The 21,856-nt window shown below is 69.0% G+C and carries 18 protein-coding genes and 1 pseudogene; 14 read left to right on the top strand and 5 right to left on the bottom strand.

Annotated features, from left to right (window positions below; genetic code table 11):
* Window positions 1–44 precede the first annotated feature (44 nt).
* From Voc01_RS38015 to Voc01_RS38005, 3 genes are read left to right on the top strand one after another with little or no spacing between them, the layout of a single operon-like run.
* Window positions 45–953 carry an ABC transporter ATP-binding protein gene (locus Voc01_RS38015; protein WP_203932532.1) on the top strand — a complete coding sequence of 303 codons (909 nt, stop codon included), beginning with the start codon at window positions 45–47 and terminating at the stop codon, window positions 951–953.
* The gene (locus Voc01_RS38010; protein ID WP_203932531.1) at window positions 950–1,735 is read left to right on the top strand and encodes an ABC transporter permease; all 786 of its coding nucleotides are present in this window, start codon (window positions 950–952) and stop codon (window positions 1,733–1,735) included. The genes Voc01_RS38015 and Voc01_RS38010 overlap by 4 nt, the downstream gene beginning before the upstream one ends.
* A gap of 4 nt (window positions 1,736–1,739) precedes the next feature.
* On the top strand, window positions 1,740–2,504 hold the full coding sequence (locus tag Voc01_RS38005; protein WP_203932530.1) for an ABC transporter permease: 765 nt from the start codon (window positions 1,740–1,742) through the stop codon (window positions 2,502–2,504).
* Window positions 2,505–2,514: 10 nt separating this feature from the next.
* On the opposite strand, the gene Voc01_RS38000 is transcribed toward Voc01_RS38005, so the two are convergent.
* Window positions 2,515–3,309: an FkbM family methyltransferase gene (locus tag Voc01_RS38000; protein ID WP_203932529.1), complete on the bottom strand. Its 795-nt coding sequence runs from the start codon at window positions 3,307–3,309 to the stop codon at window positions 2,515–2,517.
* A gap of 818 nt (window positions 3,310–4,127) precedes the next feature.
* Here Voc01_RS38000 and Voc01_RS37995 point away from each other — a divergent pair.
* From Voc01_RS37995 to Voc01_RS37980, 4 genes are all read left to right on the top strand, one after another.
* Window positions 4,128–4,936 (top strand): IS5 family transposase gene (locus Voc01_RS37995; protein ID WP_373873920.1). Its coding sequence is split into 2 segments (ribosomal slippage): window positions 4,128–4,467 and window positions 4,467–4,936, totalling 810 coding nucleotides; the frame shifts between segments, so codons are not numbered across the junction.
* Window positions 4,915–5,922: a hypothetical protein gene (locus tag Voc01_RS37990; protein ID WP_203932528.1), complete on the top strand. Its 1,008-nt coding sequence runs from the start codon at window positions 4,915–4,917 to the stop codon at window positions 5,920–5,922. The genes Voc01_RS37995 and Voc01_RS37990 overlap by 22 nt, the downstream gene beginning before the upstream one ends.
* A 70-nt stretch (window positions 5,923–5,992) precedes the next feature.
* The gene (locus Voc01_RS37985; protein WP_203932527.1) at window positions 5,993–6,184 is read left to right on the top strand and encodes a hypothetical protein; all 192 of its coding nucleotides are present in this window, start codon (window positions 5,993–5,995) and stop codon (window positions 6,182–6,184) included.
* Window positions 6,185–6,196: 12 nt separating this feature from the next.
* Window positions 6,197–7,069: a hypothetical protein gene (locus Voc01_RS37980; protein ID WP_203932526.1), complete on the top strand. Its 873-nt coding sequence runs from the start codon at window positions 6,197–6,199 to the stop codon at window positions 7,067–7,069.
* A gap of 105 nt (window positions 7,070–7,174) precedes the next feature.
* Here Voc01_RS37980 and Voc01_RS37975 read toward each other — a convergent pair whose 3' ends face one another.
* Window positions 7,175–10,876, bottom strand: a complete 3,702-nt coding sequence (locus Voc01_RS37975; RefSeq protein WP_203932525.1) for a ComEC/Rec2 family competence protein — start codon at window positions 10,874–10,876, stop codon at window positions 7,175–7,177.
* A gap of 127 nt (window positions 10,877–11,003) precedes the next feature.
* Here Voc01_RS37975 and Voc01_RS37970 point away from each other — a divergent pair, with 127 nt between their 5' ends.
* The 4 genes from Voc01_RS37970 (at window position 11,004) to Voc01_RS37955 (ending at window position 16,604) form a co-directional block, all read left to right on the top strand.
* Entirely contained in the window at window positions 11,004–15,098 is a 4,095-nt protein-coding gene (locus Voc01_RS37970) for a trypsin-like peptidase domain-containing protein (RefSeq protein ID WP_203932524.1), read from the top strand.
* Window positions 15,099–15,302: 204 nt separating this feature from the next.
* Window positions 15,303–15,962, top strand: coding sequence for a helix-turn-helix domain-containing protein (locus Voc01_RS37965; protein WP_203932523.1), 660 nt, complete (start codon window positions 15,303–15,305; stop codon window positions 15,960–15,962).
* 307 nt (window positions 15,963–16,269) lie between these two features.
* Window positions 16,270–16,428, top strand: coding sequence for a DUF2243 domain-containing protein (locus Voc01_RS37960; RefSeq protein ID WP_239160794.1), 159 nt, complete (start codon window positions 16,270–16,272; stop codon window positions 16,426–16,428).
* A gap of 2 nt (window positions 16,429–16,430) precedes the next feature.
* Entirely contained in the window at window positions 16,431–16,604 is a 174-nt protein-coding gene (locus Voc01_RS37955) for a hypothetical protein (RefSeq protein WP_203932522.1), read from the top strand.
* Window positions 16,605–16,682: 78 nt separating this feature from the next.
* Here the strand turns inward: Voc01_RS37955 and Voc01_RS37950 are convergent, their stop codons facing one another.
* Window positions 16,683–17,909 (bottom strand): PucR family transcriptional regulator, encoded by a 1,227-nt coding sequence (locus Voc01_RS37950; RefSeq protein WP_239160793.1) that lies wholly within the window; start codon window positions 17,907–17,909, stop codon window positions 16,683–16,685.
* 612 nt (window positions 17,910–18,521) lie between these two features.
* On the opposite strand from Voc01_RS37950, the gene Voc01_RS37945 reads away from it, so the two are divergent.
* Window positions 18,522–18,788, top strand: a complete 267-nt coding sequence (locus tag Voc01_RS37945; RefSeq protein ID WP_203932520.1) for a DUF3040 domain-containing protein — start codon at window positions 18,522–18,524, stop codon at window positions 18,786–18,788.
* Here the strand turns inward: Voc01_RS37945 and Voc01_RS54820 are convergent.
* A pseudogene (locus Voc01_RS54820) lies at window positions 18,727–19,377 on the bottom strand (universal stress protein). The gene Voc01_RS37945 and the pseudogene Voc01_RS54820 overlap by 62 nt on opposite strands.
* A 149-nt stretch (window positions 19,378–19,526) precedes the next feature.
* Here Voc01_RS54820 and Voc01_RS37930 point away from each other — a divergent pair.
* Window positions 19,527–21,053, top strand: coding sequence for a GGDEF domain-containing protein (locus Voc01_RS37930; RefSeq protein ID WP_203932517.1), 1,527 nt, complete (start codon window positions 19,527–19,529; stop codon window positions 21,051–21,053).
* Window positions 21,054–21,181: 128 nt separating this feature from the next.
* On the opposite strand, the gene Voc01_RS37925 is transcribed toward Voc01_RS37930, so the two are convergent.
* Entirely contained in the window at window positions 21,182–21,400 is a 219-nt protein-coding gene (locus tag Voc01_RS37925; protein ID WP_203932516.1) for a hypothetical protein, read from the bottom strand.
* Between the two features lie 267 nt (window positions 21,401–21,667).
* Here Voc01_RS37925 and Voc01_RS37920 point away from each other — a divergent pair, with 267 nt between their 5' ends.
* Window positions 21,668–21,856: a hypothetical protein gene (locus tag Voc01_RS37920; RefSeq protein ID WP_203932515.1), complete on the top strand. Its 189-nt coding sequence runs from the start codon at window positions 21,668–21,670 to the stop codon at window positions 21,854–21,856.

Raw genomic sequence — 21,856 nt, 5'->3', positions numbered from 1 at the left:
GGTGACCGCCCGTGGCGGCCGTGGAGATCGATGCCGTTGGCCGGGTGTTCCGAGCCGATGGGCAGGAGGTCCACGCCCTACGGGACGTCAGCTTCACGATCGGCCCGGGAGAGGTTGTCGGACTGCTCGGCGGCAACGGCGCGGGCAAGACCACGCTCACGCGGATCCTGTCGACCCTCCTGCTGCCCACCTCCGGGCGCGTCAGCGTGTTCGGCAACGATGTCGTGCGCGAACCGCGTGCCGTCCGGTCCGACATCGCCGTGGTGTTCGGCGGTGACCGGGGTCTGTACGTCCGGCTGAGCGGCCGGCAGAACATGACGTTCCTCGCCACGATCAACGGATCACCGCGCCGCGGGTTGAAGGACAGGGTGGACGCGGCGCTGAACGAGGCCGGTCTGGCGGACGCCGCCGATCGGGCCGTGCAGACCTACTCGAAGGGCATGCGTCAGCGGCTCCACCTGGCCATCGGGCTGCTGGGCCGGCCGCGCCTGCTCCTCCTCGACGAGCCGACGACCGGGCTCGACCCGATCGAGGCCGAGCGGGTGCGCGGGGTGATCGGAGACCTGCGATCCAGCGGTGTTTCCGTCCTGCTCACCAGCCATCTCCTGCTCGACGTCGAGAGGCTCGCCGACCGGGTCGTCGTGCTGCGGAAGGGGACGACCGTCGGCGACATGACGGTCGCGGAGTTCGCCCGTACCGCTGACTGCGTGGCGACCGTGACGGTACGCGGTCGCGGTGCGCGCCCGTCCACCGGCCAGATCGCGGGACTCGATCCGGACGTCACCGTCGACGGTGACGTATGGACAGCCCGCATGACGGTGAAGGACTGGAGCCCCGACTCGTTCGGCGGGCTGAGCCGCCTGCTCGGCGCCGTGGAGGTCGTCGACGTCGACGTGGCCCCGGTGCGGCTCGAGGACGTCTATTCCGAGTTCCATCAGCGGACGACGGGATGACGGCATACCGCATGGGCGGAGTGGGCGGGGTGATGCTCGCCGCCGCGACGATGCAGGTGCGGCAGCAGGGCCTGAACCCGGGCCTGATCGTCCTCGGGATGATTCAGCCGGCGGTTCTGCTCGTCGTCACGCTGCGGGTCGCGTCGCCGTCGGGCCCGGCCGGCGCCGACCGGATCGTCGTCGCGGTGATCCTCATGGTGCTGTGGAACACGACCATCTGGATGGCCGGCGGAATCCTCCGGAGCGACCTGATGCAGGGCACACTGACGGCGTCGCTGACCGGCGCATATCCCGCGTACCTGATCCTGTTCGGGAAGTGTCTGGGTGCGTTGGCACACGCCGCCGTGGTCGTCGCGGCGTCCGCGGCGGCGACGCTCCTGCTGATCCGGACGCCGGTCCGCATCGAGCGACCCGGCTGGGTGCTGGTCGGCGCGATGGCGGCCCTGCTGTCCGGAGCGGTCCTCGGCACCTTGCTCGCCTGCCTGTTCATCCAGACTCCGTACGGGGCCCAGCTGTCCGGGGCACTCATGTACCCCATCTACCTGCTCGGTGGAATGCTCATACCGGCCGACGTACTGCCGGGGCCGTTCGGATGGCTGTCGTCTCTGATCAGCCTTCGGTGGGCGAGCGCGTTCATCTCTCACGCCGCGAGCGGATCGGTGCGCACGGGTGAACTGGCGGCGCTGGCCGGGTTGACGGTCGTCTACGGGGTTGTCGCGGTGTGGATGTTCGAGCGGGTGGTGAGAAATGCCCGCGAATCCGGTCGGCTCGCGCTGGACTGACTCCGTGGCCCGTCTGCTCTCCGTGAGCCGGTTCGGACTGACGGAGTTCCTGACCTTGAACCCGCCGGTGATCCTGCTGACCGCACTCCTGCCACGCGCGGTGGTCCAGGCGCTGTTCTTCACCGTCCTGGGGTCGGTACTGGGCGGTCCCGACGGTAAGGAGTTCGCGTACGTCGGGAGCGCGGCGCTCATCATCGCGGTGCTGTGCACGGACGTCGGCGAGGTCCCGATGGCCGACAAGTGGGCGGGAACCTTCGCGCGGATCCGTAGCGGTGTGGTGCACCCCTTCGCGATCGTGGCCGCGCGCTGCTGGCCGTATCCCGTGGTCGCCACCGCCATGGCGACCGTGGCCATGGTGGTGGTCGGCGTGGTGACGGGCCGAACCTCGACCACTGTGGCGCTTCTGCCGTGGCTTCCGGTCTACCTTCTGATGGCGTGCACCACCGGCGCGGCAACGCTCGCCGCAACCCTGCTCGCGGTCGGACGCCGGGCCGATCTGCTCGCGACGAACGCGGTGAGCTTCGGCGTTCTTCTGGCCAGCGGCGTCTTCCTGCCGCCCGGCCGGATCCCGGTCGTCGACGCCGTGGGCACGATCCTGCCGGTGAGCCACGGACTCCAGGCGGTGCGCAACGGACTTGAGGGGAAACCGTGGGTGGACGAGGTGATCGCCGAGCTCTGCGTGGGTGCCGGGTGGACGGTGGTGGCTTTCGTCGTTCTGGCCATCCAGGTGCGACGAGCGCTCCGGCTGGGCATCGACGATTTCGTCTAGCCGAGGCCCTTCAGCGGAAGAAGACGCTGTTGTACTGGTGATCCGGCACGTCGGCCCGCCTCTCGCGATGGCGGTCGGTCTCCGTGAACCCGAACGTCCCGAGAAGCGCGTGCAACTCGCCGTCGGGATAGAGCTCCTCGTTGACCTCGACGAGAACGGTGCGGAGCCGGCGGTCCGCCAGGCACCCTTCGGCGCCCGAGAGCACACTGATCTCACCGCCGTCGACGTCGATCTTCAGGACTTCCGGGTACGGCAGTCCGAACCGCGTCACGAGCTCGTCGAGCCGGTACGAGATGGTTTGCAGGCTGGTGCGTGTGAGCGGCCAGGCGTCGGTGTAACCGGGAGTGGACCCCTGCAGATTATGTGGAGCGGCGCCGGGAACCATGCTGGAGTACCGGAAGTCGCGGATGGCTGTTTCACGGCCGAGTGCCACGTGCAGCGGTGTGATCACGTCACCCCGGCCGTTGAGCGCGATGTTCTCCGACAGCGCGGCGAACGTCGCGAAGCTGGGCTCGAAGGCGAACACCGTGCACTCACCCTTGGCCGCCGCGGCCGCAACCAGCGAGTAGGCGCCTACGTTCGCGCCGACGTCGAAGAATGCGGTACCCGGTACGACGTTGGCATGAATCCACTCGACGGTTTCGGGCTCTTTCGCGCAGGCACGCAGCCGTGACAACTGCTTCCGGCTGTCGATCCGCATGAGGATCTGTTCATGCGGATAGTCCAGGGGACGCACGGTTCGCAGTGACTCCCGCAGACCCGCTGCCCAACGAAGATAGGCTTTCGACTCCGACAGGATGGTCATTTCGAACCTCCGTAGCCGGTGAGTGCGGCCGGATCTGTGCTCAAAGGTAGCCGCATGTCGATTCCAAGATAGCACGGTGGAAGCGCTGTGACGTCCAGAATGATTGCAGCCGACGAATGCCGAGACGGTCCTTTCGGGCGCGCCGCAAGAGGAAACAGTGCGGAAGTAACAATGTCTGCGGCACCGTTTCCAAATTGGACCGCCGCGCAGGTGAACGCCGCGGCGAGCCAGGGCGCCACTTGCCGGACGCGGCAGAGGACTGACCGGTGACCCCTGGCACTGGTTCGCCCGGCGCGGCGGGCGGTGACGCGGCGACCACTGGCTTCTCCGCTCGACCGGCGACCAGGAACGGGTAGGTGCCTGCGGCACCGACACCGTCCGGCACCACCGCATGCTGAACCTCACAGGAAAAGATGCGGCCCGTTCTTTCCCCACTGGCAGGGCACCAGTTCGCGTCCCAAGCAAAGCGCCCCGCCGAGGATCCATCGTTCCCCGACCAGGGTCGGTCATCCGTCACCGATGCCGAACCGAACCGGTAAGGCGGCGGGATAGGTCCGCACCGGTCGGGTTTCTCCTGGGGACGAATAACCCAGCGCCCCCGGCCGGACGGTCACCCGGAACAGCCGGGTCCGACACATGTCCTTCATCGACGGGTGAAAGTGGGTCACGGTGGCTCTTCCGTCCGCACGGTCATGCCATGCTGACCGCCGGTAGTCGCCATCGCGATCGTCGCGACGCATTCCGTCGAAGGGTTTAGGGCGTGTCTCAGGTGGTGAGGCTGCCACCTGCGGCAAGATTGTCTATTCGTGATCGAGGACATGGTCCGTACCTGGGCGCCGGATGACTTCTGGCAGGTCGCGCAGCCGTTGATCCCGGTGCCGCCGCCGCGGCCGCAAGGCGGTGGAACCCCACGGGCCAGCGATCGAGCGGTCCTGGCGGCGATCGTGTACATGGTCCAGGCCGGCTGTTCGTGGCGGACGCTGCCGGCGGCGATGTTCGGAACCAGCCGGGCCACCGTGCACCGCCGCTTCGGCGAGTGGACGAATGCCGGGCTGTGGGAACGGCTGCATGCCGCGTTCCTGACCCGGTTGAACGTGGTCTCGGAGATCGACTGGTCGCGGGCGATGGTCGACTCGATCGCGGTGCGGGCAGAGAAAAGGGGGATGCGACGGGGCCAAACCCGGTCGACCGCGGCAAACCGGGCTCAAAGATCCACGTTCTCTGCGACCGCACCGGTATCCCGCTCGCGGTCCTGATCACCGCCGCGAACGTCCACGACTCGCAGGTCATGGTGCCGCTGCTGGACTCCTTCGCGCCGATCCCCAGCCGGCGTGGGCATCCCCGGCGCCGACCCGGGAAACTCCACGCCGACAAGGCCTACGACATTCCAGCGCTACGCGCCGAGATCCGCCGACGTGGCATCACCGTCCGGATCGCCCGCAAGAACGTCGAGTCCTCGCAACGCCTCGGCCGCCACCGCTGGGTCGTCGAATCATCGCTGTCCTGGTTACTCAACAACCGCCGCCTCGTCCGACGCTACGAACGCAAAGCCGAACACTTCCAAGCCTTCGCTGACCTCGGCTGCGCCCTACTCAGCTACCGCCGATGGGCGAAGACCACCACCTGAGACACGCCCTTAGTCGTGTCCGGAAGCATGTCATCCGGCTTCGTCCGCCGACCCCAGTTCCTTGTCCCGTTGAGTGGGTTGACCGTTCTGGTCCTCGGCCTCGGGTTCTTCGTCGTCGACCGCTCCCGGTCGCAGACCCCGCCGTCGCAGCGATCACGGATTCGTCGTCGGCGACGGCTTCCGAGTCGACGGGTCGACAGCCGGCCGCGTCAGTTCCGCCATCGACCTCGGCGGGTTCGGCTCCCGCCATCGTCGGCAACTGCAACGGCCAAGGCGTCAACATCGTCGTCACGTGCAACCTGCCCGCACCGAAGTCCCGCGCCAAGGTCACCGCGGAGTCGGCCCCCATTCTCGGATTCTGGTTCGACGGGACGCCCGTTGAGCTTCCGACACCGCCCGCCTACGACAGGGCGAGTGCCCACTGCACCGACTGGGACAAGTGGCTCCGCGACACGCCGCGGATCTACTTCGAGAACCCCGCCATCGACTTCGCGTTGGAGACCGGCGAGCTCGACCAGATCGTCATCCGCAAGATCGAGATGGCGATCTACAAACGCACCGTGAGAACCGTGGGATCGGGCACGTGGGTCCAGTGCAACTGGGGCGGCGGGTCCAACACCTTCTACCTGGCCGACGTCGATACCGCCACCCGCAGAACGACCGTTCAGGAGTTCGCGGAGTTCGGGCCCGACCCCGACGCCGAAGACCGGACCGACGAACTGCCTCCGGGGACGATCAGCCTCAGCGGTGTGGGTGAGAGCACCGTCCGGATCGGCGTCTCGTCGTTGCCCGCCTACAAGTACGAGGGCGCCATGGTGGTCACCGCCTCGGTCAACGGCGAGGAGACCGTCTACACCATCGGCTCCCGCGACAAGCCCTTCCGATGGATCTCCCCGACCGACAGCGAGGCCGGACCGACCGGTCCGAACCACCATGGCTGGGACGCCGAACGCCGTCGCTGGGTGAGGGACTTCCAACCGTTCTGAGATCGGAGCATCCGTGTCTTCCCCGAACCCATCACCGACGAACCCGACACCGGCACCCGATCCATGGCACGTGAAGGTGAAGGCGTGGCTGGCCAAGGGCTGGTGGGCCGGTGTCGGCGGGATCTGTGCCGCCGTCGGGATCGGCCTGGCCGTGTTCGCCGCCTGCGACGCGCCCGACCCGGCGCCGCCGCCGGCACCACAGGTCAACGAAATCAACGGCGACTGCAACGGGCAGGGCACCGACGTCACCGTCAGCTGCTGAGGAGGGCTCATCGTGAAGTACACGCCGCGACGACGTGCGGTCGCGCTGGCGGCGGCCGTGGCCGTCGTCGTCAGCGGTTGTGGACCCGCGTCACCACCGGACCCGCCGGTGCAGAGTTCGGGAATCGCCGCGTCGCCGGGGACGATCACCGGCAACTGCAACGCGCAGGGTGTCAACATCTCCGTGACCTGCACGATGCCCGCTCCCGCGTCACTGGCCCGCATCACGGTCGAGGGCGCCCCGATCGACAGGTTCTGGTTCGACGGCCCGCCGGACCGGCTGCCCACGCCGCCCGGATTCCAGAGCCCCGGTGCGCAGTGCCTGGACTGGGACCTATGGATCAAGGAAACACCGACGTTCTACTACAGCCAACCCCAGACCGACTTCTCGATCGAGGCGGGCGAGCCCGACCTCATCGTCGTGAACAGCATCGACGTGCTCATCTACGAGCGGACGCTGCGGCCCGCCGGATCCGGCACGTGGGTCCAGTGCGCGTGGGGTGGCGGTGCGCTGACGTTCTACAACGTGACGGTCGACACGGTGAAGCGGGAGACGCGGGTGTGGGAGGACGTGGTGGCGGGGGGTGACACCGAGGATCCCAAGCCCGCATACGTGTTGCGCCCGGGATCCATCACGTTGAGCGAGAAGGGCTTCGCGAACGTCCGCATCGGTATCGAGTCCCAGCCCGGTCACAGGTACTCCGGGTCCCTGGTCATCAAGGCCTCGGTCAACGGCAAAGCCGTCACCTACACCATCGGCAGCAAGGACAAACCGTTGCGCTGGACCACCCCCGCAGCGGGGGAGAGCCCCGACACCGTCACCGAACACGGATGGGACGACACCCGTCGACGCTGGGTCCGGGGCTACCACCCGTACGGCTCGTGACCGGGCGTCCGCGGAACGGGTCAGTGGTTGACTATCGCCCCGGCGGCGACCATCGCGTCGTGCCTGTCGCCCGATCCGAACCGCCTGCCTCGCGTGCGAGCGTGGTCAGAGATCTACCCGGAGATGGCCATCGACCTCTCCGAACGCCATCTCGTATTGGAATCTCCGCTTCAGCCTCCGGGACTGCCAACCCTCGATGACCGATGTCCGGTAGTTGAACTCCAGCCGGCTGCCGGTCCTGTGTGTCACGATCCGTGCGATCGCGGCGGCGTCGGGATGTCCGTAGTTCGTGCCATCGGTGGAGAACAGGAAGCGCCCGCAGTCGATCGCATTGATCAGTTCGGTACTGACGTTGTATCGGGAGCCGTGGTGCGGCACCTTCAGCGCGCCGATCACAGGTAGCTTGCCGCGTTCGGCGGCCAGGCGGCGTAGCCCGGCGACGAGAATTCCGCTGTGCGCGTCGCCGGTGAGGAGCACACCACTGCCCTCGTACTCGGCGAGGAACGCGATGCTGGAGCCGTTCGCCGCCGAATCGTCGCTGTCGAACGGGGTGATGGCCAGCGACTCGGGATCCAACCGCTCGTCGCCGAGCCGGTCCGGCTGTGGGGGACGCGTCCGCGCGGCCGTTTCCCGTTCGGCCTTCTCGACCTCCTTCTTCCATACCGGCCGCAGATCGGCAAGTGCCTGGCGGGTGGGGGAGAGCAGCGTCAGCCGGAGGCCGCCGGGCAGCTCGCGGACGGGTAACTGGCCGGCGTCGGGCACCATGACCGCCTCGCCGCCGAAGGCGCCGTTCCACGACAGGCCGCGGCGCCGGATGGCCGCGCTGAGCCGGTCGCCCTGCTTGGCTCCGAGTTTGTCGCTCGGCAGGTGATCCCAGCCGTTGAACCAGACATCGTCCACCCGCGCGGGGAGACCCGCACGCTCGAACAGATCGAGCACGCCGGTGATGTGGTCGGCGTCGATGTGCGTCACCACGAGCAGGTCGAGGCTGTGAACGTCGTGCAGGGCACCGGTGATCGCCCGTCGGGTCACGGTACTGCTGGGGCCGCCGTCGATGAGAACCGAATGCGTGTCGGACCCGGTGCCGTACTGCAGGAGTAGCGCGTCGCCGTGCCGGGCCGGTAGCAGGTGGAGGGTCAGCACGGAACACCGTCGGCGGTGATCAGCCAGTCGGCGTCGCCGAACGCCGCCAGTGAGAGAACCGTCAGATTGCCTTCGGCGAGCAGGCGTCGACGCAGGTGCAGCATGACCTCGCCGAGTCCGTGCGGCTCGCGTCGGCACGCCCGGTAGATCTCCTCGATCAGAGAGGCGCCGACCGGTGCCGCGTACCGGCCCAGTACCTCGGTCAGGGTAGCGATGACGACCTCCGCCCCGGCACCGCGGAGAAGACCGGGAAACTCCTCGTATCCGATCTCTCCCGCGCACGCCGTCTGGCATCCCAGCAAACGCGATGATCACCGGTCGGTCGGACGGCAGTAGGTCGCGGTTGATCTGCGGCGACCACAGCCGGGCGTTCGCGCCGATCTCCAGGCCGTATCCGTCGAAGAGATCCGAGTGGACGGTGTGCGGTAGCACCATCAACACGGCCGGGCGGCACTCCGCGACGGCCGACGGCCAGTCCTTCCATGCCGCGACCTGCCGGACGGTCGGCGATTCGCGGCGCAGTGTCGTGAGCAGCGACTCGAGCGTGCCGGTCGCGAAACTGTCGACGCGGTCGCTCGCGGCGAACACGATCGGTCCGAGCGGGATCCGGTTGCGGTCGCGGGCCGGGCTGCCGCGCAGTTGGAACTGGTCCCCGGCCGGGACGCCCGGCCGGAACGCCTGCCGCTCGATGACCTTGGACAGTCCCCAGAAACCGAACGGACAGACGATGTCGCCGGTGTGCGGGCCGGGGCACGCGGACCCGGGTTCGTCGACGCTGAGCGCCTCGACGGCGTGTGGACACAGTTCGGCCGTCTCCTCGGGAGGCTCGAAGTCGTACGCGAGCTCGAGCGGCAGGAACGCCTCCGCCTCGGCCGAGACGATCTGCAGGTACTCCGACCTCCGTAGAGACTCGGTGAGTCCACCCACGTCCCGTTCGATCGCCATTCGCAGCAGGCTGCCGTGGAAGGCGAGGAAGATCAGCAATTCGACCGCCGCGGGCTCGGCCAGGCCAGCGGTCTGCTGGTCAGCCATCACGACCTCGGCGAGCCGGCGCCGGATCTTCGCCGTCGCCTTCGCGACGGCGTCGCCGGTGAACCGGACCGTCGCGGCGGCGTCTCCGACCATCGTGGTCAGCCGCGTCTGACCGTCGGCGGATGTACCGGCGAACACCATGGCGTCGAACGAACGACGTTCGTCGAGTTCGGCGGTCGGTGGGCTGATGAGGACCTCTGGACGCGCGACCGGTTCCACGGAGACCTCGGCCGGCCCGACGGAGGTCGGAAGTCGCGCGGTCTGCAGGATGCGCCCCCCGCTGAGGACGATCAGCCGCGCGTCCACGGATGTTGTCTCCGGACGGGTGGTGAGCTCGAAGGTCACTGTGCCGCTGTCGCCCAGTACGGGCAGGTCGACCTCGCGTGCCTGCGGCGTCTGCAGTAGGCCGTTCTCGGTCAGGACGATGGTCAGCGGCCGCGGTCGGAGCGCTCCCCGCTGTTCGGGGAAGGTCGCGTCCGGCCGTAGCCAGTCCCGTCGGTGTGAGCCGATGAAGACGTCGATGTGATGTCGGGTGCCGGGCTTGAAACGGGCGAGCGCCTCGCCGGGTCGCCGGGCATCGGTGATCCGGGCCTGCAGGGAGCGCATGCCGGCCCATTCCCGCAGGTAAGGGGCCGCCCGCTGCTCGAGTTCGAGAAGGGCCGTCGCGTCACCGGACTCGCTCTCGAAGACACCGGAGGTCGCCACGTCGGTGAACTCGTCGGCCAGCGTGAGGTGGGAGGGGTCGAGGTTCGCAGGAGTCGGTATCTCGCGGAGCCGGGCGGCGGTAGTGTGCGCCCGCCGCACGGTACCTGTCTGCCCAATGGACTCGCGGTCGGCGAGCACCACTCCGTCGGGCCAGAAGACGGTCCGGAACGCCTCGTCGAAGGAACGGTTGTGGGACAGCTCCCGGCAGATCTCGATCAACGGCTCGGCGGACACGGGCGTCGGCTGAATACCGATCGACCAGGCCTCGGTGCGCGCTGCCAGGTGCGCGAGCATCTCCGACGACCAGGCCCCTGTGTCGCCGGGCACGACGACCGCCCCGGTCCGGATCTCCCGCGTCCTGTCGATGGAGCTCATCGACCCGCGTGCGGATCCCGGCAGGATCAGAATGTCGCAGGCGACCCGCTCGCGTCCGACGACCACCGGCTCGATGAGATCGCCCCGCCATGGCGACAGGTCGATCGACGGCAGAAGCTGTTCGAGGAAGGTCCGTCCGTCGTGGTCACCGAGTACACCGACCCGGATCGGAAAGCGCCATGGTTCGGCCGGGCGTGTGGCCTCGATGGGGATGTAGGCGTCAGCGCAGTGATTCAGGTTCCGTGCGATCCACACCTCCTGCGGATCGGACGGATCCAGATCCACGGCCAGAATCGGTCGGGGCCAGCCGGTGGCGTCCCGCCACGCTTGCGCCCATCGAGGTGCGGGTGGCACCGCGTGCGGGTTCCATCCGGCTGTTGCAGCCGGATCACGCCACGGATAGTGCGCCGGGCCGACGTCCGAGACCCTGTGCCGGAACGTGGCGAGCGTCGGCTCGCCCGCGGCGGCAGCCACCCCGGCGGCGGCCAGCGCCTGAGCGAAGTCGACGTCGCCCAGGGGCGCTCCCCAGCCGCCGTAGCGCGTACGACTCATCGCAGCAGCACACCATGGCTGGCCCCGGCCGGCCTGATGTGTCCGTGATCTGCCACCTCCGTCGATGCCTTGCTGATCACCGACGGTAACCCGTACGGTACTCGTTGGTGCGAGAAGGGAGCCTCGGATGGCAGGCGACCGGCTGACCGAGGACGAGTGCGCGGTCCTCGCCGACCTGCTCGTTGCGGCCTTTCCCCGGGATCGGCTGGAGAGCCTGGTGCACCACCGGCTGCGTCGGACCCTCGCGCCGTTTGAGTCTGTCGACGACGCGATCTCCGACCTCGTCACTACCGCCAACGCCGACCTGTGGTGGCGGCCCCTGCTCGTGGCCGTGCGGGCGGCCGACCCCAAGGACGCTGGTCTCCAGGCGTTCGGCGCCCGGCACAATCTCGGCCCGGAGGTCATCGACCGCCACGGTGACCGGGTGCGCCAGCTGGAGTCGCACGTCAGGCGGATCGGGTCGGAGCACAACATCGCCCACTGGCGGGCGAGGCTCGGCGAACTGGAAGGGCAGATCTGCCGGATCGAGTTCGGCCGGGGTGATCACCGGGAGCGTGGTACCGGGTTCCTCGTGGGACCCGACCTGGTGCTGACCAATCATCACGTTGTCCGGCCGGTTCTGGAGAAGAAGGTCCCTCCGTCGGCGGTCACCCTGCTGTTCGACCATGCCTACCTTGAGGATGGGAAGAAACTGACGCCCGGCACGCCGTACCGGCTCGCGTCCGACTGGTGCGTCGCGTTCAGCCCGAGCAGCGCCGCTGACCGGCAGGCCGACCCGGTCCGTGATCCGGAAGCCGGTGAGCTCGACTTCGCACTGCTGCGCGTCGACGGGCGTCCCGGCGAGGCACCGGTCGGCGGCCCGACCGGAGACCGGTGGGTGCCGCGCGGCTGGATCACCATGCCCGACGAGGACTACGACTTCGACTCGTCCTCCGCCCTGCACATCGTGCAGCATCCGGCGGGGCGTCCGATGGTGGTGGTCTTCGACACCGACGCCGTCATCGGGACGAACCCCAACGGCACGCGGGTGCGGTACCGCACCAACACGGAGCCGGGTTCGTCCGGGGCGCCCTGCTTCGGCCGGGACCTGCAGTGGGTCGCGATCCACCAGACCGGCGACGCGGACGAGTCGCTGCGTGGCTTCGCTGAGTACAACCAGGGAATCCCCGTCGCCGCCCTCCGCCGCGAGCTGTCCGGCCTGCTACCCGACGCCGCCGAGCTGGCCGCGCTCGTCGGCAGGGCCCAGCCGACGCCCACCACGGACGAGCGGTCCGGTCACCTCCAGGTCGCGCTGACACACACGCCGGACAGCACATGGCTGGCGTACGAGCTGGAGAAGTACCTGGAGCGGTCTCCGCTGCCGGTTCAGCCCTGGCGTGGGCAGGGACCGGGCGGACCCTCCGTTCTCCTCTGCGTGACGACCGGGGCCGCCGACGCCGTGCGACCGGTCGAGGTCGAGGACGCGGTCGCCGCGGGAGCGGACGTCATCGCGATCGTCCCCGACGTAAGGTCCGCGCGGCCGCGGTGGATGGTCGGACTGGACGCCGTCGACGGGAGGGACGGGTGGAAGGAGCTGGATCGACGCCTGGATGAAGCGAGCAAGCCGGTGCGGCGCCTGCGCGTACTCGTCGCCCGGCGAGACGCGGTCCGGCGTGAGCGCCGCCGCGCGGCGCCGGCCGAGCATGACCGCCTCGACGCCGAACTACGCGATCTCGACGAGCTCATCGCCTTGGCGACGGTCCGGCTGTCGGAACCCCTCGACGACACGGACGCCGACTTCAAGTGCTTCGGCCAACCGAGCGAGGTCACCGGTGACGACATCCACGACCGGAAGCCCTACCTCGACAAACTGGTACGGCTCCTGACCGACCCGCGCGCACGGCACATCTTTCTGCAGGGCAGCAGCGGCATCGGCATGACCGGTGTCGTGGCCAAACTCCGTACCGAACTGGAAGCCGGTGTCGCGCCGGAGTACCGCAGCTTCGTCTACATTCCGGCGTTCGGACTCCGACCGGTCGACGCGGAGAGGTTCGTCACCGCGGTCGCGGAAATGCTGCGTGACGGCGACGAGGCTCGCGTGGTGAGGGCGGCGCAGCGGTCGGGCCAGCCATGGCGTGACGTTCTCAATCTCGTCCTCGACGGCCTCGGCGATCGGTGCGTCTGCGTGGTCATCGACAACGCCGACGAGCTGCTCGACCGCGAGGCCCGGTTCGTCGACCGTGAACTGCGCGAAGTAATTGACCGCCTGGTTGGGCGCAGAGACCACCGGGTGCGTCTGATTCTCGTTGGAGAACCGGGGGGTTCGGGTCGCGACCGGGTACCGGAGTTCTGTGACGCGCTGAGCCTGGCCGAGGGCCTGACCGAACCGGACGACCGGAGATTTCTGCTGGAACTCGACGCGACGGGCGAGGGGCGTCTGACCCGGGAGCCACCAACGACGGTGACCGAGCTGTGCCGCGTGGTCGACGGCTGGCCGCGAGCGCTGGAGCTGCTGTTCGCGCTGCTGAGTCTCGCGCCGGCTCTCGGCGTCGACGACCTGATCGACGAGCTTCGCCGTAAGACCACCCGGGACGCGATGGACGACGTCCGCCGGGCGGTGCTGGAGAAGATCGAACCGGCAGAGGTGAAGATCCTGCAGGCTCTGGCGATCTACGGACGGCCGGTCAGCCCGGCGGCGGTCGACGATCTGCTGCGCCCGCACGTGCCGGAGCCGTACAGCGCCGGCCGGATGCTCCGGCTGCACCGCCTTCGGCTGATCCGCCGCAACGGCGGCGGCTTCTTCCTGCCGCCACGCGATGACCAGAGGGCCGTAATGAGCACCATCGCCGAGGGTGGTCGGGCCGACCTGGTCGCGCCGACGCGCAGGTTCACCCGGGTCGCCCTGAGCCGGCTCGCGGCGGACCACTTCGCCCGCCACCGCACGCCGCGGAAGAGGGTCGCCACCCCGAAAGACCTCGACAACCATCTGAACGAGATCGATCTTCGCATCCAGGCGGGGCAGTACCGGTGGGCGATGGCTCGCATCAGGGCGGTGAACAAGCGACATCTGATGCGCTGGGGTCGGGCCAGCATGATCATCCGGCGCCTGGAGCTACTGGAGGACAAGCTGTGGTGGCGCGGTGAGTATCGCCGTCGCTGCGCGCTGGCGTGGGCATTCAGCCGACAGCAACGCCCCGATGAGGTGATCGACCACGCGACCGCGGCCCTGCGGCGCGCGCTTCCGGGCGGGGAGACCGCACGGCTGCTGTACACCATCGGATCGGCCAAACTCGAACAGGACCGGTCGGAAGAGGCGGTCGGGTACTACCGCCGGACGCTGCGGACGATTCCGTTGCGGTTCATCGGCAAACCGGCGACCACGCGAGCGGCCGTCCACGCCGAACTCGGCGCGGTCAGGATGCGGGTGGGAGACTTCGCCGGCGCGCGAGCCCTGTTCGGGAAGGCATGGCGCCTGCTGCCGCTCGCCTTCGAACGCAACGCGGGTAACGCATCACGGGTGCGGATCGAGATCCTGACCTATCGCGCGCTGATCCACAGTTGTCTGGACGAGCCCGACGCGGCCGACGGCTGCGTGACGCGGGCGAAACAGATAGCGAAAACCGCCCCGTTCACCGTGGAGCTCGGGAAGGTCCACCTTCACGAGGCGGAGATGTTCACCATGCGGGAGCGTTGGGCGGATGCCGCAGGTGCGGCCGAGGATGCGGGCCGCATCGCGGAGGAACTCGGACACCAGGGGCTGCGCCGGAGCGCTCACGAGGCGCTCGCGCGGATCGCAATGTGCCGGGACGAACTCGGGCCGGCCGGTGACGCCGTCCGGATCGCGGTCCGGCACGATCCGACCGTCGACGGGTTGGCCCTGCAGGGCGCGATCGCACTCCGCACCGGCGACAAGCCTGCGGCGCTGTCGGCGTTCGAGGGCGCACTGAGCCTCCTGCCGACGTCGCCGGGCCGCGACTACCACCTGCTGGACCTGCAGGGACTGATTCTCACCGGGATGGCGCTGGCGTCGCCCGTCGATCGTCCGGACCTCATCGAGGACGCCGTCATCGCCTTCCAGGCGGCTCGGGCCGTCACCTCGGCCCCCGGCGTCGTGGAATCGGTCACCCTGCTGGTGAAGCAGTTGGGGACGCCGGCTGCCCCGGTCCCGGACGTTGTTCTTGCTGCCCTGAGCTGCACAACGCCAGGAACAGGACGGCCCCCACGAGGACGAGTGCCGCGCTGACGATGATCCCGACGATCCCGAAGGAGCCGTCGGGATCGATGCTGGCCCCGAAGTACCGCCGATGGAACATATGGCTTACCGATCGCTAATTGTTCACCGGACATCACACTGAGTGCCTTCGGCGACGTTATGTCCGGCTCACGGGGCAGGTCCATGACGCATTGACGGTGGCGGTATGCCGCACCGCCGCGGCACGACGCTGACATGCCCGGCGATGTGCTGGCGGACGCCCGGCGAGTGGAAGAAGATCGGGCGATGGTTCTCCGGGTCGCCGTCGTCGATCCGTTGCCACTGCTCCGACATGGCATGATCGCGGCGATCACCGCCGCGGGCTACGGCGCGGAGGAGACCGACGACGTGGTGTCCTGGGCCGCCGTGCCCGAGCGGCGGATCGTCGTCCTCACCGTGCAGGCACTGGCCGATTGGGCGACCCTGGACGAGGTATGCCGCGGCGCGCCCGGCAACGGCGTCATCGCGGTGCTGGACCGGCCGCAGCCCGCAGCCTACGTTCGCGCCCTCAACTCCGGTGCCGTGGCAGCGATTCCCCGCGACGCATCGCCGGACACGCTTCGCGCTGTCCTGGACGCGGCGGTGGACGGCAAGAGCCTGATCCCGACGGACGTGCTCCGGGCCCTGACCCGGGTCGAGGGCCGGCCCGATGCGGACGCGGATCGGACACCGTCGTCGGATGAGATCTCCTGGCTGCGACAACTGGCCCGCGGCGACAGCGTCGCCGAGTTGGCCGGCCGCTCCGGCTATTCCGAACGCATGATGTTCCGGTTGCTCCGTGACCTCTACGCTCGCCTCGGCAAACGCAACCGCACGGAGACCCTGATCCACGCCCAGGAGCAGGGATGGCTCTGACCGATGTCTCGCGTCGCCATGGACATCGTCGTCCGCGACGAACGGATCCTCGCGCGACCCATGTGCACCGGGTATGGCTGACCGGACTGCGCGCCTGGAAGCGTTCGCCGTCACGATGACATCGCGGCGGAGATGGTCGCCGAGTTCATGTGCAGACCGGTCGGGGTGCCCGCGTCCGGCTGCCGTTCACCCGATCGGGTCCGGGTAGGCACGCGACCGTTGACCGCGTTGTCGGAGGGTGTCGATGTCTTCCACTGCTCCCACTCTCACGCCGGCGACCGGAGCGTCGGCCGCCACGGGTCGCACTGTGTTGTCCGGAGCGCTGCTGTGCCTGGGGGTGGCGGCGTTCGTCGACGAGGCGGTCTTCCACCAGGTGCTGCACTGGCACCACTTCTACGACAGGTCGACGCCGGCGATCGGGCTGGTCTCGGATGGTCTCTTCTACGGTCCCGCCGTCGGCGTCTGACCATGCACGACGCCGCTGGATCGTCCTGGGCCGCCTGGATGTGCGGTGTCGTCCTGTCGGCCGCCGCCGTCGTCTACGTGATCGGGGTCGTGGCGGCGTTCCGACGTGGTCGGTGGTGGCCGGTCGAACGGGTCGCCTGCTGGACCGCCGGCCTGGTTGCCGCGGCGGCCGCGTAAGCCGTTCGGCCTGTCAGGACGGACGCGCAGGTGTGCCGGTCGCCATCGGTGTGCTGGTTGCCGGCTACCAGCCCTGCCTCACCCCTGGATGGGTAGCGGCTGGGTGGGCCAGTTGAGGACCTTGGCTCCGAGCACCGCGGCGTGCAGGGTGAAGCTGTGCTCGGGGTCGGTCGCGTCGTATCCGGTGAGCGTCCTGATCCGTTCCAGGCGGTAGGTCACGGTCCGTACCGACACGTGCAGCCTTTTCGCCGACTCGGTGGCCACCGAGCCGGTGGCGAAGTACGCGTCGAGGGTGTCGATGAGTGGTTGCGCGCCGCCGCGGGCTTCGGCCAGTGGACCGAGGACAGCGGACACCAGGTCGACCATCGCGGGCTGGTCGCGGAGCAGGACGCGGTAGATCAGAAGGTTGTGCGCGTCGACGACCGGGGTGCTGACGTTCAGCCGCCCGGCGAGGGTCAACGACTCACGGGCTTCCTCGTAGGAGCGGGCGATGCCGTACAGACCGGCGTGTGCCCGGCCGACAGCGACCCGCCAGGGACGGCCGCGACGAAGCCGGTTCAGCTCGCGGTACATGAGGTGTCCGAGGTCGTCGGCATGTGTCGTCCGGCCGGCGGTGGTCGGGTCGGCCGGTGCCAGGACCACGAGCAGACCGTCCTTGGTGGCGACGAGGACGTCGCGATCGCCGAGGCGTTCGAAGATGACCGCTTCCAGGGCGCTGATCGCGGTGTCGGTGTCGGGCAGCCGCCGGCCGGGGGAGGCCAGCGCGACCTGGTGGACCCGCGCCAGGTCGAGCCCGAACGGTTCGGCCCGTTCGACGAGCCCGCCCAGGTCGGAGTCGCCGCGCAGGAGGTCGTCGACGAGGTCGCGGCGCAGGACCTCCTCTCGGCGGACCAGATCGCGCCGGGCCACCGCGTAGCCTTCGGCCAGCGTCGCCACCGCGTCGTCGATGACGTGGAGCACCGCCGCCGCGGCGTCGCGGACGGCGTCACGGTCGCGGTCGCGGACCACGATGGGCAGGTCCTGCCAGAGCCGCCGGGCCGCCGACAGGTACAGCTGCACCACCCGTCCGGCGGAGATGCCCTGTTCCGCCGCCTGCCGACCGAGCCGGCCGACGGCGTCGAGCTCCGCGCGCCCGGGCCGTCGCCCGGTGACGGCCGCGTCGGCCAGCAGAGGCAGGTAGTCACCGAGCAGGGCGACCGGCACCCCGCCGGCGTCGCGGCTGGCGCCAGCGGCGACCTCGACCAGCCACGCCTCCTGCGCCGTCGCAGTGGAAGCGGTCCGGCGTCTCCGACCAGCAGTCGCCACGTCGCTCACCTCCTCACCGATCTCCCGCCACTGTATTTGCCGACGATCGGCAGGCACGATTCGGGCTGTCATGAAAGGCGGCCGATTCAACGGTCGGTGGCAGCGGCATCCCGGATGGATCCGCCGTGATTGCCGTCCGCCGGCAAACGCGCGGCGCGACGTTGGCCGGTCCAGGGCACTGCGGAGTCCGTACACGGCGACGGACCGTGGTACGGGAAGGGCCGAACAACCGAGGAGGCCACCATGACGAGTGCCACGTCGTACCGGCCAGACGGAGGTGTACAGGAGTCAGACGAACTGCGCGATGCGTTGGAGGCGCAGTTTCAAGGGCAGACAGACCGACTGATCCAGCTCACCAGCCGGTACCGGTTCAGCCGCGATGACACGACCGCCGCATCGATCGCGTCCGCTCGTTCGTCGCTCGCGGACACAGCCCACGCCCTCCAGCGCATCGCTGAAGGTCGCTACGGCGCCTGCGAGCACTGCGGTCTGAGCATCCCACGATGGCGTCTGAGCGACCGGCCACACGCGTCGCTGTGTCCACGTTGCGATCGGTCCGACACCACCGGGCGGCCCCACTCGGGCCGATATGAGCCAGTGTGAGGAGGCACCATGCTGTCCGAAGGCGAACAACGGCGTCTCGCTGCGATCGAGGCCGGCCTCAGGACGGACGACCCCGAGTTCGCATCCCGGTTCAGCCTCGCCGGCACGGGTTCGCGGGCGCACGTATGGCGGGGACCGGCCGCACTCGCGGCGTTCCTCGCGGCAGTGACGGCCGCCGGGGTAGGGCTGTTTGCGCTAGCCGCGTTCATCGCCGTCATCGCGACCATTGCCGCGGTGCGGCTGTGGATGATCGAATGGCTCGACAGATCCACATGAGGGTCGGGTTCAAGCTTCGCGGGCGATCACGACCGGACCGGGCGCATTGACGACGACAATGCGTTGACGCCGAGCCCAGCAACAGCGCCTTCCATCCGCCACGACCGCGGGACCCCACAACGAGCATGTCGGCGTCACTGGCCGCCGCTACCAGTACCGGACCGGCGGGTCCCTAGACCACACTGTGTTCGACGGGAGCGGCGGCGACCACACGGAGGTGGCCTGGTACGGCGCGATCCACGTGAGCACCGCATGGAGCACACCGCCCCGCAACGAGCGTCTGAGCCGGATGCCCGTAGACGACCGCGGGTTCGACCACGACATCGGTGACGCCTGTGCGTCGGGCGACCGCGTCGACTGTGGCTACGAGCCGTTCACGGATGCCGACGCGGAGCTGTTCGACGGATGTCAACGTCTCCGGCTGCTCGATCCTCGCCCGCTCACCCGGCGGCCACCATGCCGCGACAACGCTCAGCGGCAGCTTCCGTAGGCGGGCCTCGCGCAGCGCCCACTCGAGAGCGTCTTCCGACGCCGGTGAGCCGTCCACTCCGACCACGAACCTGTCTGTCGCCACGCCGCCCACCCCCATCCGTCCGGCTTGACCGCAACGGAGCACTGTCCGCCGGTCTTCTCCAGCCTCCACAGCGTTCCGGTCTCAGGAGTCGACCGCCACCGCAGGCGCCACGTCGGGAGCGGGGCCTCCACCCGGTCGGCCGACTGGCCCCAGCGTCCGGATTCTTGTCGATCTCTTTATCATCACCGGGCGGCGGAACGTGTAATGGGCTGGTGGGATGGCGCGGGTGGCGGGTCCGGGCGGCTGGGGCGGTCGCCGTGGGGGTGCTGTACCTGGCGACGCCCCGCAGCGTCGGATGGGAGATCGGCTTCCAGTCCGGGCTGAGTTTCGCGTGCGGGATCGCCATGCTCGCCGGGCTGCGGCGCATGCCCGTCCACCAGCGCTGGCCGTGGGCACTCGTCACCGTGGGGGTGCTGTCCGCCGCCGTCGGCCCGATACCGGCCGAGCTGGACACCGACTGGTTCCCCGGCGACGGCCCTGACATCGCCGACGTGTTCTATCTGGCGTTCTACCCGGCCGCCGCGGCAGGGCTGGTACTCATGATTCGCAAGCTGCGCCGCCGTACCGATTGGGCGGCCGTGGTCGACGCGCTCACCGTGACGGTCGGGATCGCCTTGTTCCTGTGGGCCTACGCGATCGCCCCGGTGCTGCGCGACGCGACGACGCTGCTGTCGGTCCGGGTGGTCGCGGTCGCCTATCCGGTCGGTGACCTTCTCCTGCTGGCCCTCACCATCCTGTTGCTGCGCAGTAGCGGCCGGCAGGGCCGGCGGGCACCGCTGATCGTCGCCACGGCGATCGGGTTGTACCTGGCCGGCGACTGGCTGTGGGTCGTTCTGCCGTTGCTGGATGAGAACGTGGTCAACGCGTGGTTGACCGACCGATTGATCAACTACGGCTACCTGCTGTCGTTCGCGCTGCTGGCCTCGGCCACCGTCCGAACGGGCGTCCAGGACGACGGACCGGCCGCGCCGGCCGTGTCGCAGATCAGCCGGGCCCAACTGGTCCTGTTGACCGGGGCGGTGCTGATCTCACCCGGTCTGATGATCGCTGAGCAGGTGTCCGGCGACATCGTCGACGGGTACGCCATCGCCATCGGATCAGCCGCCATGTTCCTGCTCGTCATGAGCAGGTTCACCCAGCTTCTCAAACAAGCCGAACGGCAGTCGCAGGTCGTGCACGAGATGTCGCGTCGCGACGAGCTGACCGGGTTGCCCAACCGGCGGGCCTGGGCACAGGAGGTGCCCCAGATACTCGGGAAATGCAAAGCCAATGGTGTTCCGGTCAGCGTCGGCATGATCGACCTTGACCGGTTCAAGATGTTCAACGACACGTACGGCCATCCGGCCGGCGACCGCCTGCTCAAAGAGGCCGCCGCCGCCTGGAACGAGCAGGTGCGCCACTCCGACGTCCTCGCCCGGTACGGAGGCGAGGAGTTCCTCGTTCTGCTGCCCGGTGCCGGGACCGCAGAGGCGGCCGTCGTCCTGGAACGCCTGCGCCCGGTGACCCCCATGGGTCAGACATTCTCGGCAGGACTGGCGACCTGGGACCACGCCGAGACGTTGGAGATGCTCGTAGCCCGAGCGGACAGGGCGCTCTACACGGCCAAGGCCGACGGCCGCGACCGGATCTGCTACGCACCCGCGCCCGGCGACGCCGCCTCCGGGGACATCACCAGCCCGGTCCCTGCATGACGCGCGGCCCGTCCCGGTCCCGGTCGTGGGCGTGCGACTCGCCGGGTGGATCGCCGCACTGGACAACCGCGTCCGCAGCGTCACCGAACTGGATCAGATCATCGTGGACGCGCGTGACGGCCCGGTCGTCACAGCCCGATGTTGGCCTTGGCACCCTGGTACGACCCGGCATCGGGGAAGCCATTGGCGGCCAGTTCGGCGAAGCGGTCACTGAACCCGTGTGCGGAAAGGTCGGAGAGCTTCACGAACGCCACGCCGCGGATGGGTCGGGTGTCGACGCCGACCGTCACGTCACCGATGACGCCGCCGACCCGTCGGGTCTCGAACGTCAGATGGGCAGGCTCCACGCCCGTCCGGTGTCGGTGTCCTGGTTCAGCAGCAGGATCTGACCGTCCTCGATCAGGACCCCGGTGACCCGCACAAGCATCCGCCGAAGCTAACAACCCTTGGGCGTCCCGCCGCGGTCGGCGCCGAGGTTGTCATCGCCGCGGGCGCCCTGGGTACCCGAGTGCGCCGGTGGTCAAGGCTGATTCCGAAAGGGTTCTACCCGGTCGAAGGACAGCCCGGCATCGTCCATCCGCTTCACGAGGTCGCTGCCCTGGGCCGGGGCCCGCGTGGTGGTCGTCTACCACCCGTACTACGCGCCCTTCGTGAACTGGGCACGGCATGCCCTCGACCCGGACATGTACGAAGCCATAGCCGGGCTGGTCGACACCGAGCCGATCGTTCCAATCACGCTCGACCTGACGTGGCAACCACAGCACGGCCGCTACGCCGACATCACCTCACTCCCGACCATGTAG

Origin of the sequence: Virgisporangium ochraceum (assembly GCF_016863655.1) — a bacterium.
Lineage (GTDB): Bacteria > Actinomycetota > Actinomycetes > Mycobacteriales > Micromonosporaceae > Virgisporangium > Virgisporangium ochraceum.
The sequence above is the reverse complement of the archived record's forward strand: the minus strand, read 5'-3'. Positions and strand labels throughout refer to the sequence as shown.

Bases quoted from the DNA above. Each gene is read 5' to 3' on its own strand.
- Voc01_RS38010 (WP_203932531.1), top strand. From the start codon at position 950: ATGACGGCATACCGCATGGGCGGAGTGGGCGGGGTGATGCTCGCCGCC.
- Voc01_RS38000 (WP_203932529.1), bottom strand. From the start codon at position 3,309: ATGACCATCCTGTCGGAGTCGAAAGCCTATCTTCGTTGGGCAGCGGGT.
- Voc01_RS37990 (WP_203932528.1), top strand. From the start codon at position 4,915: ATGGGCGAAGACCACCACCTGAGACACGCCCTTAGTCGTGTCCGGAAG.
- Voc01_RS37975 (WP_203932525.1), bottom strand. From the start codon at position 10,876: ATGAGTCGTACGCGCTACGGCGGCTGGGGAGCGCCCCTGGGCGACGTC.
- Voc01_RS37970 (WP_203932524.1), top strand. From the start codon at position 11,004: ATGGCAGGCGACCGGCTGACCGAGGACGAGTGCGCGGTCCTCGCCGAC.
- Voc01_RS37965 (WP_203932523.1), top strand. From the start codon at position 15,303: ATGCCCGGCGATGTGCTGGCGGACGCCCGGCGAGTGGAAGAAGATCGG.
- Voc01_RS37955 (WP_203932522.1), top strand. From the start codon at position 16,431: ATGCACGACGCCGCTGGATCGTCCTGGGCCGCCTGGATGTGCGGTGTC.
- Voc01_RS37945 (WP_203932520.1), top strand. From the start codon at position 18,522: ATGCTGTCCGAAGGCGAACAACGGCGTCTCGCTGCGATCGAGGCCGGC.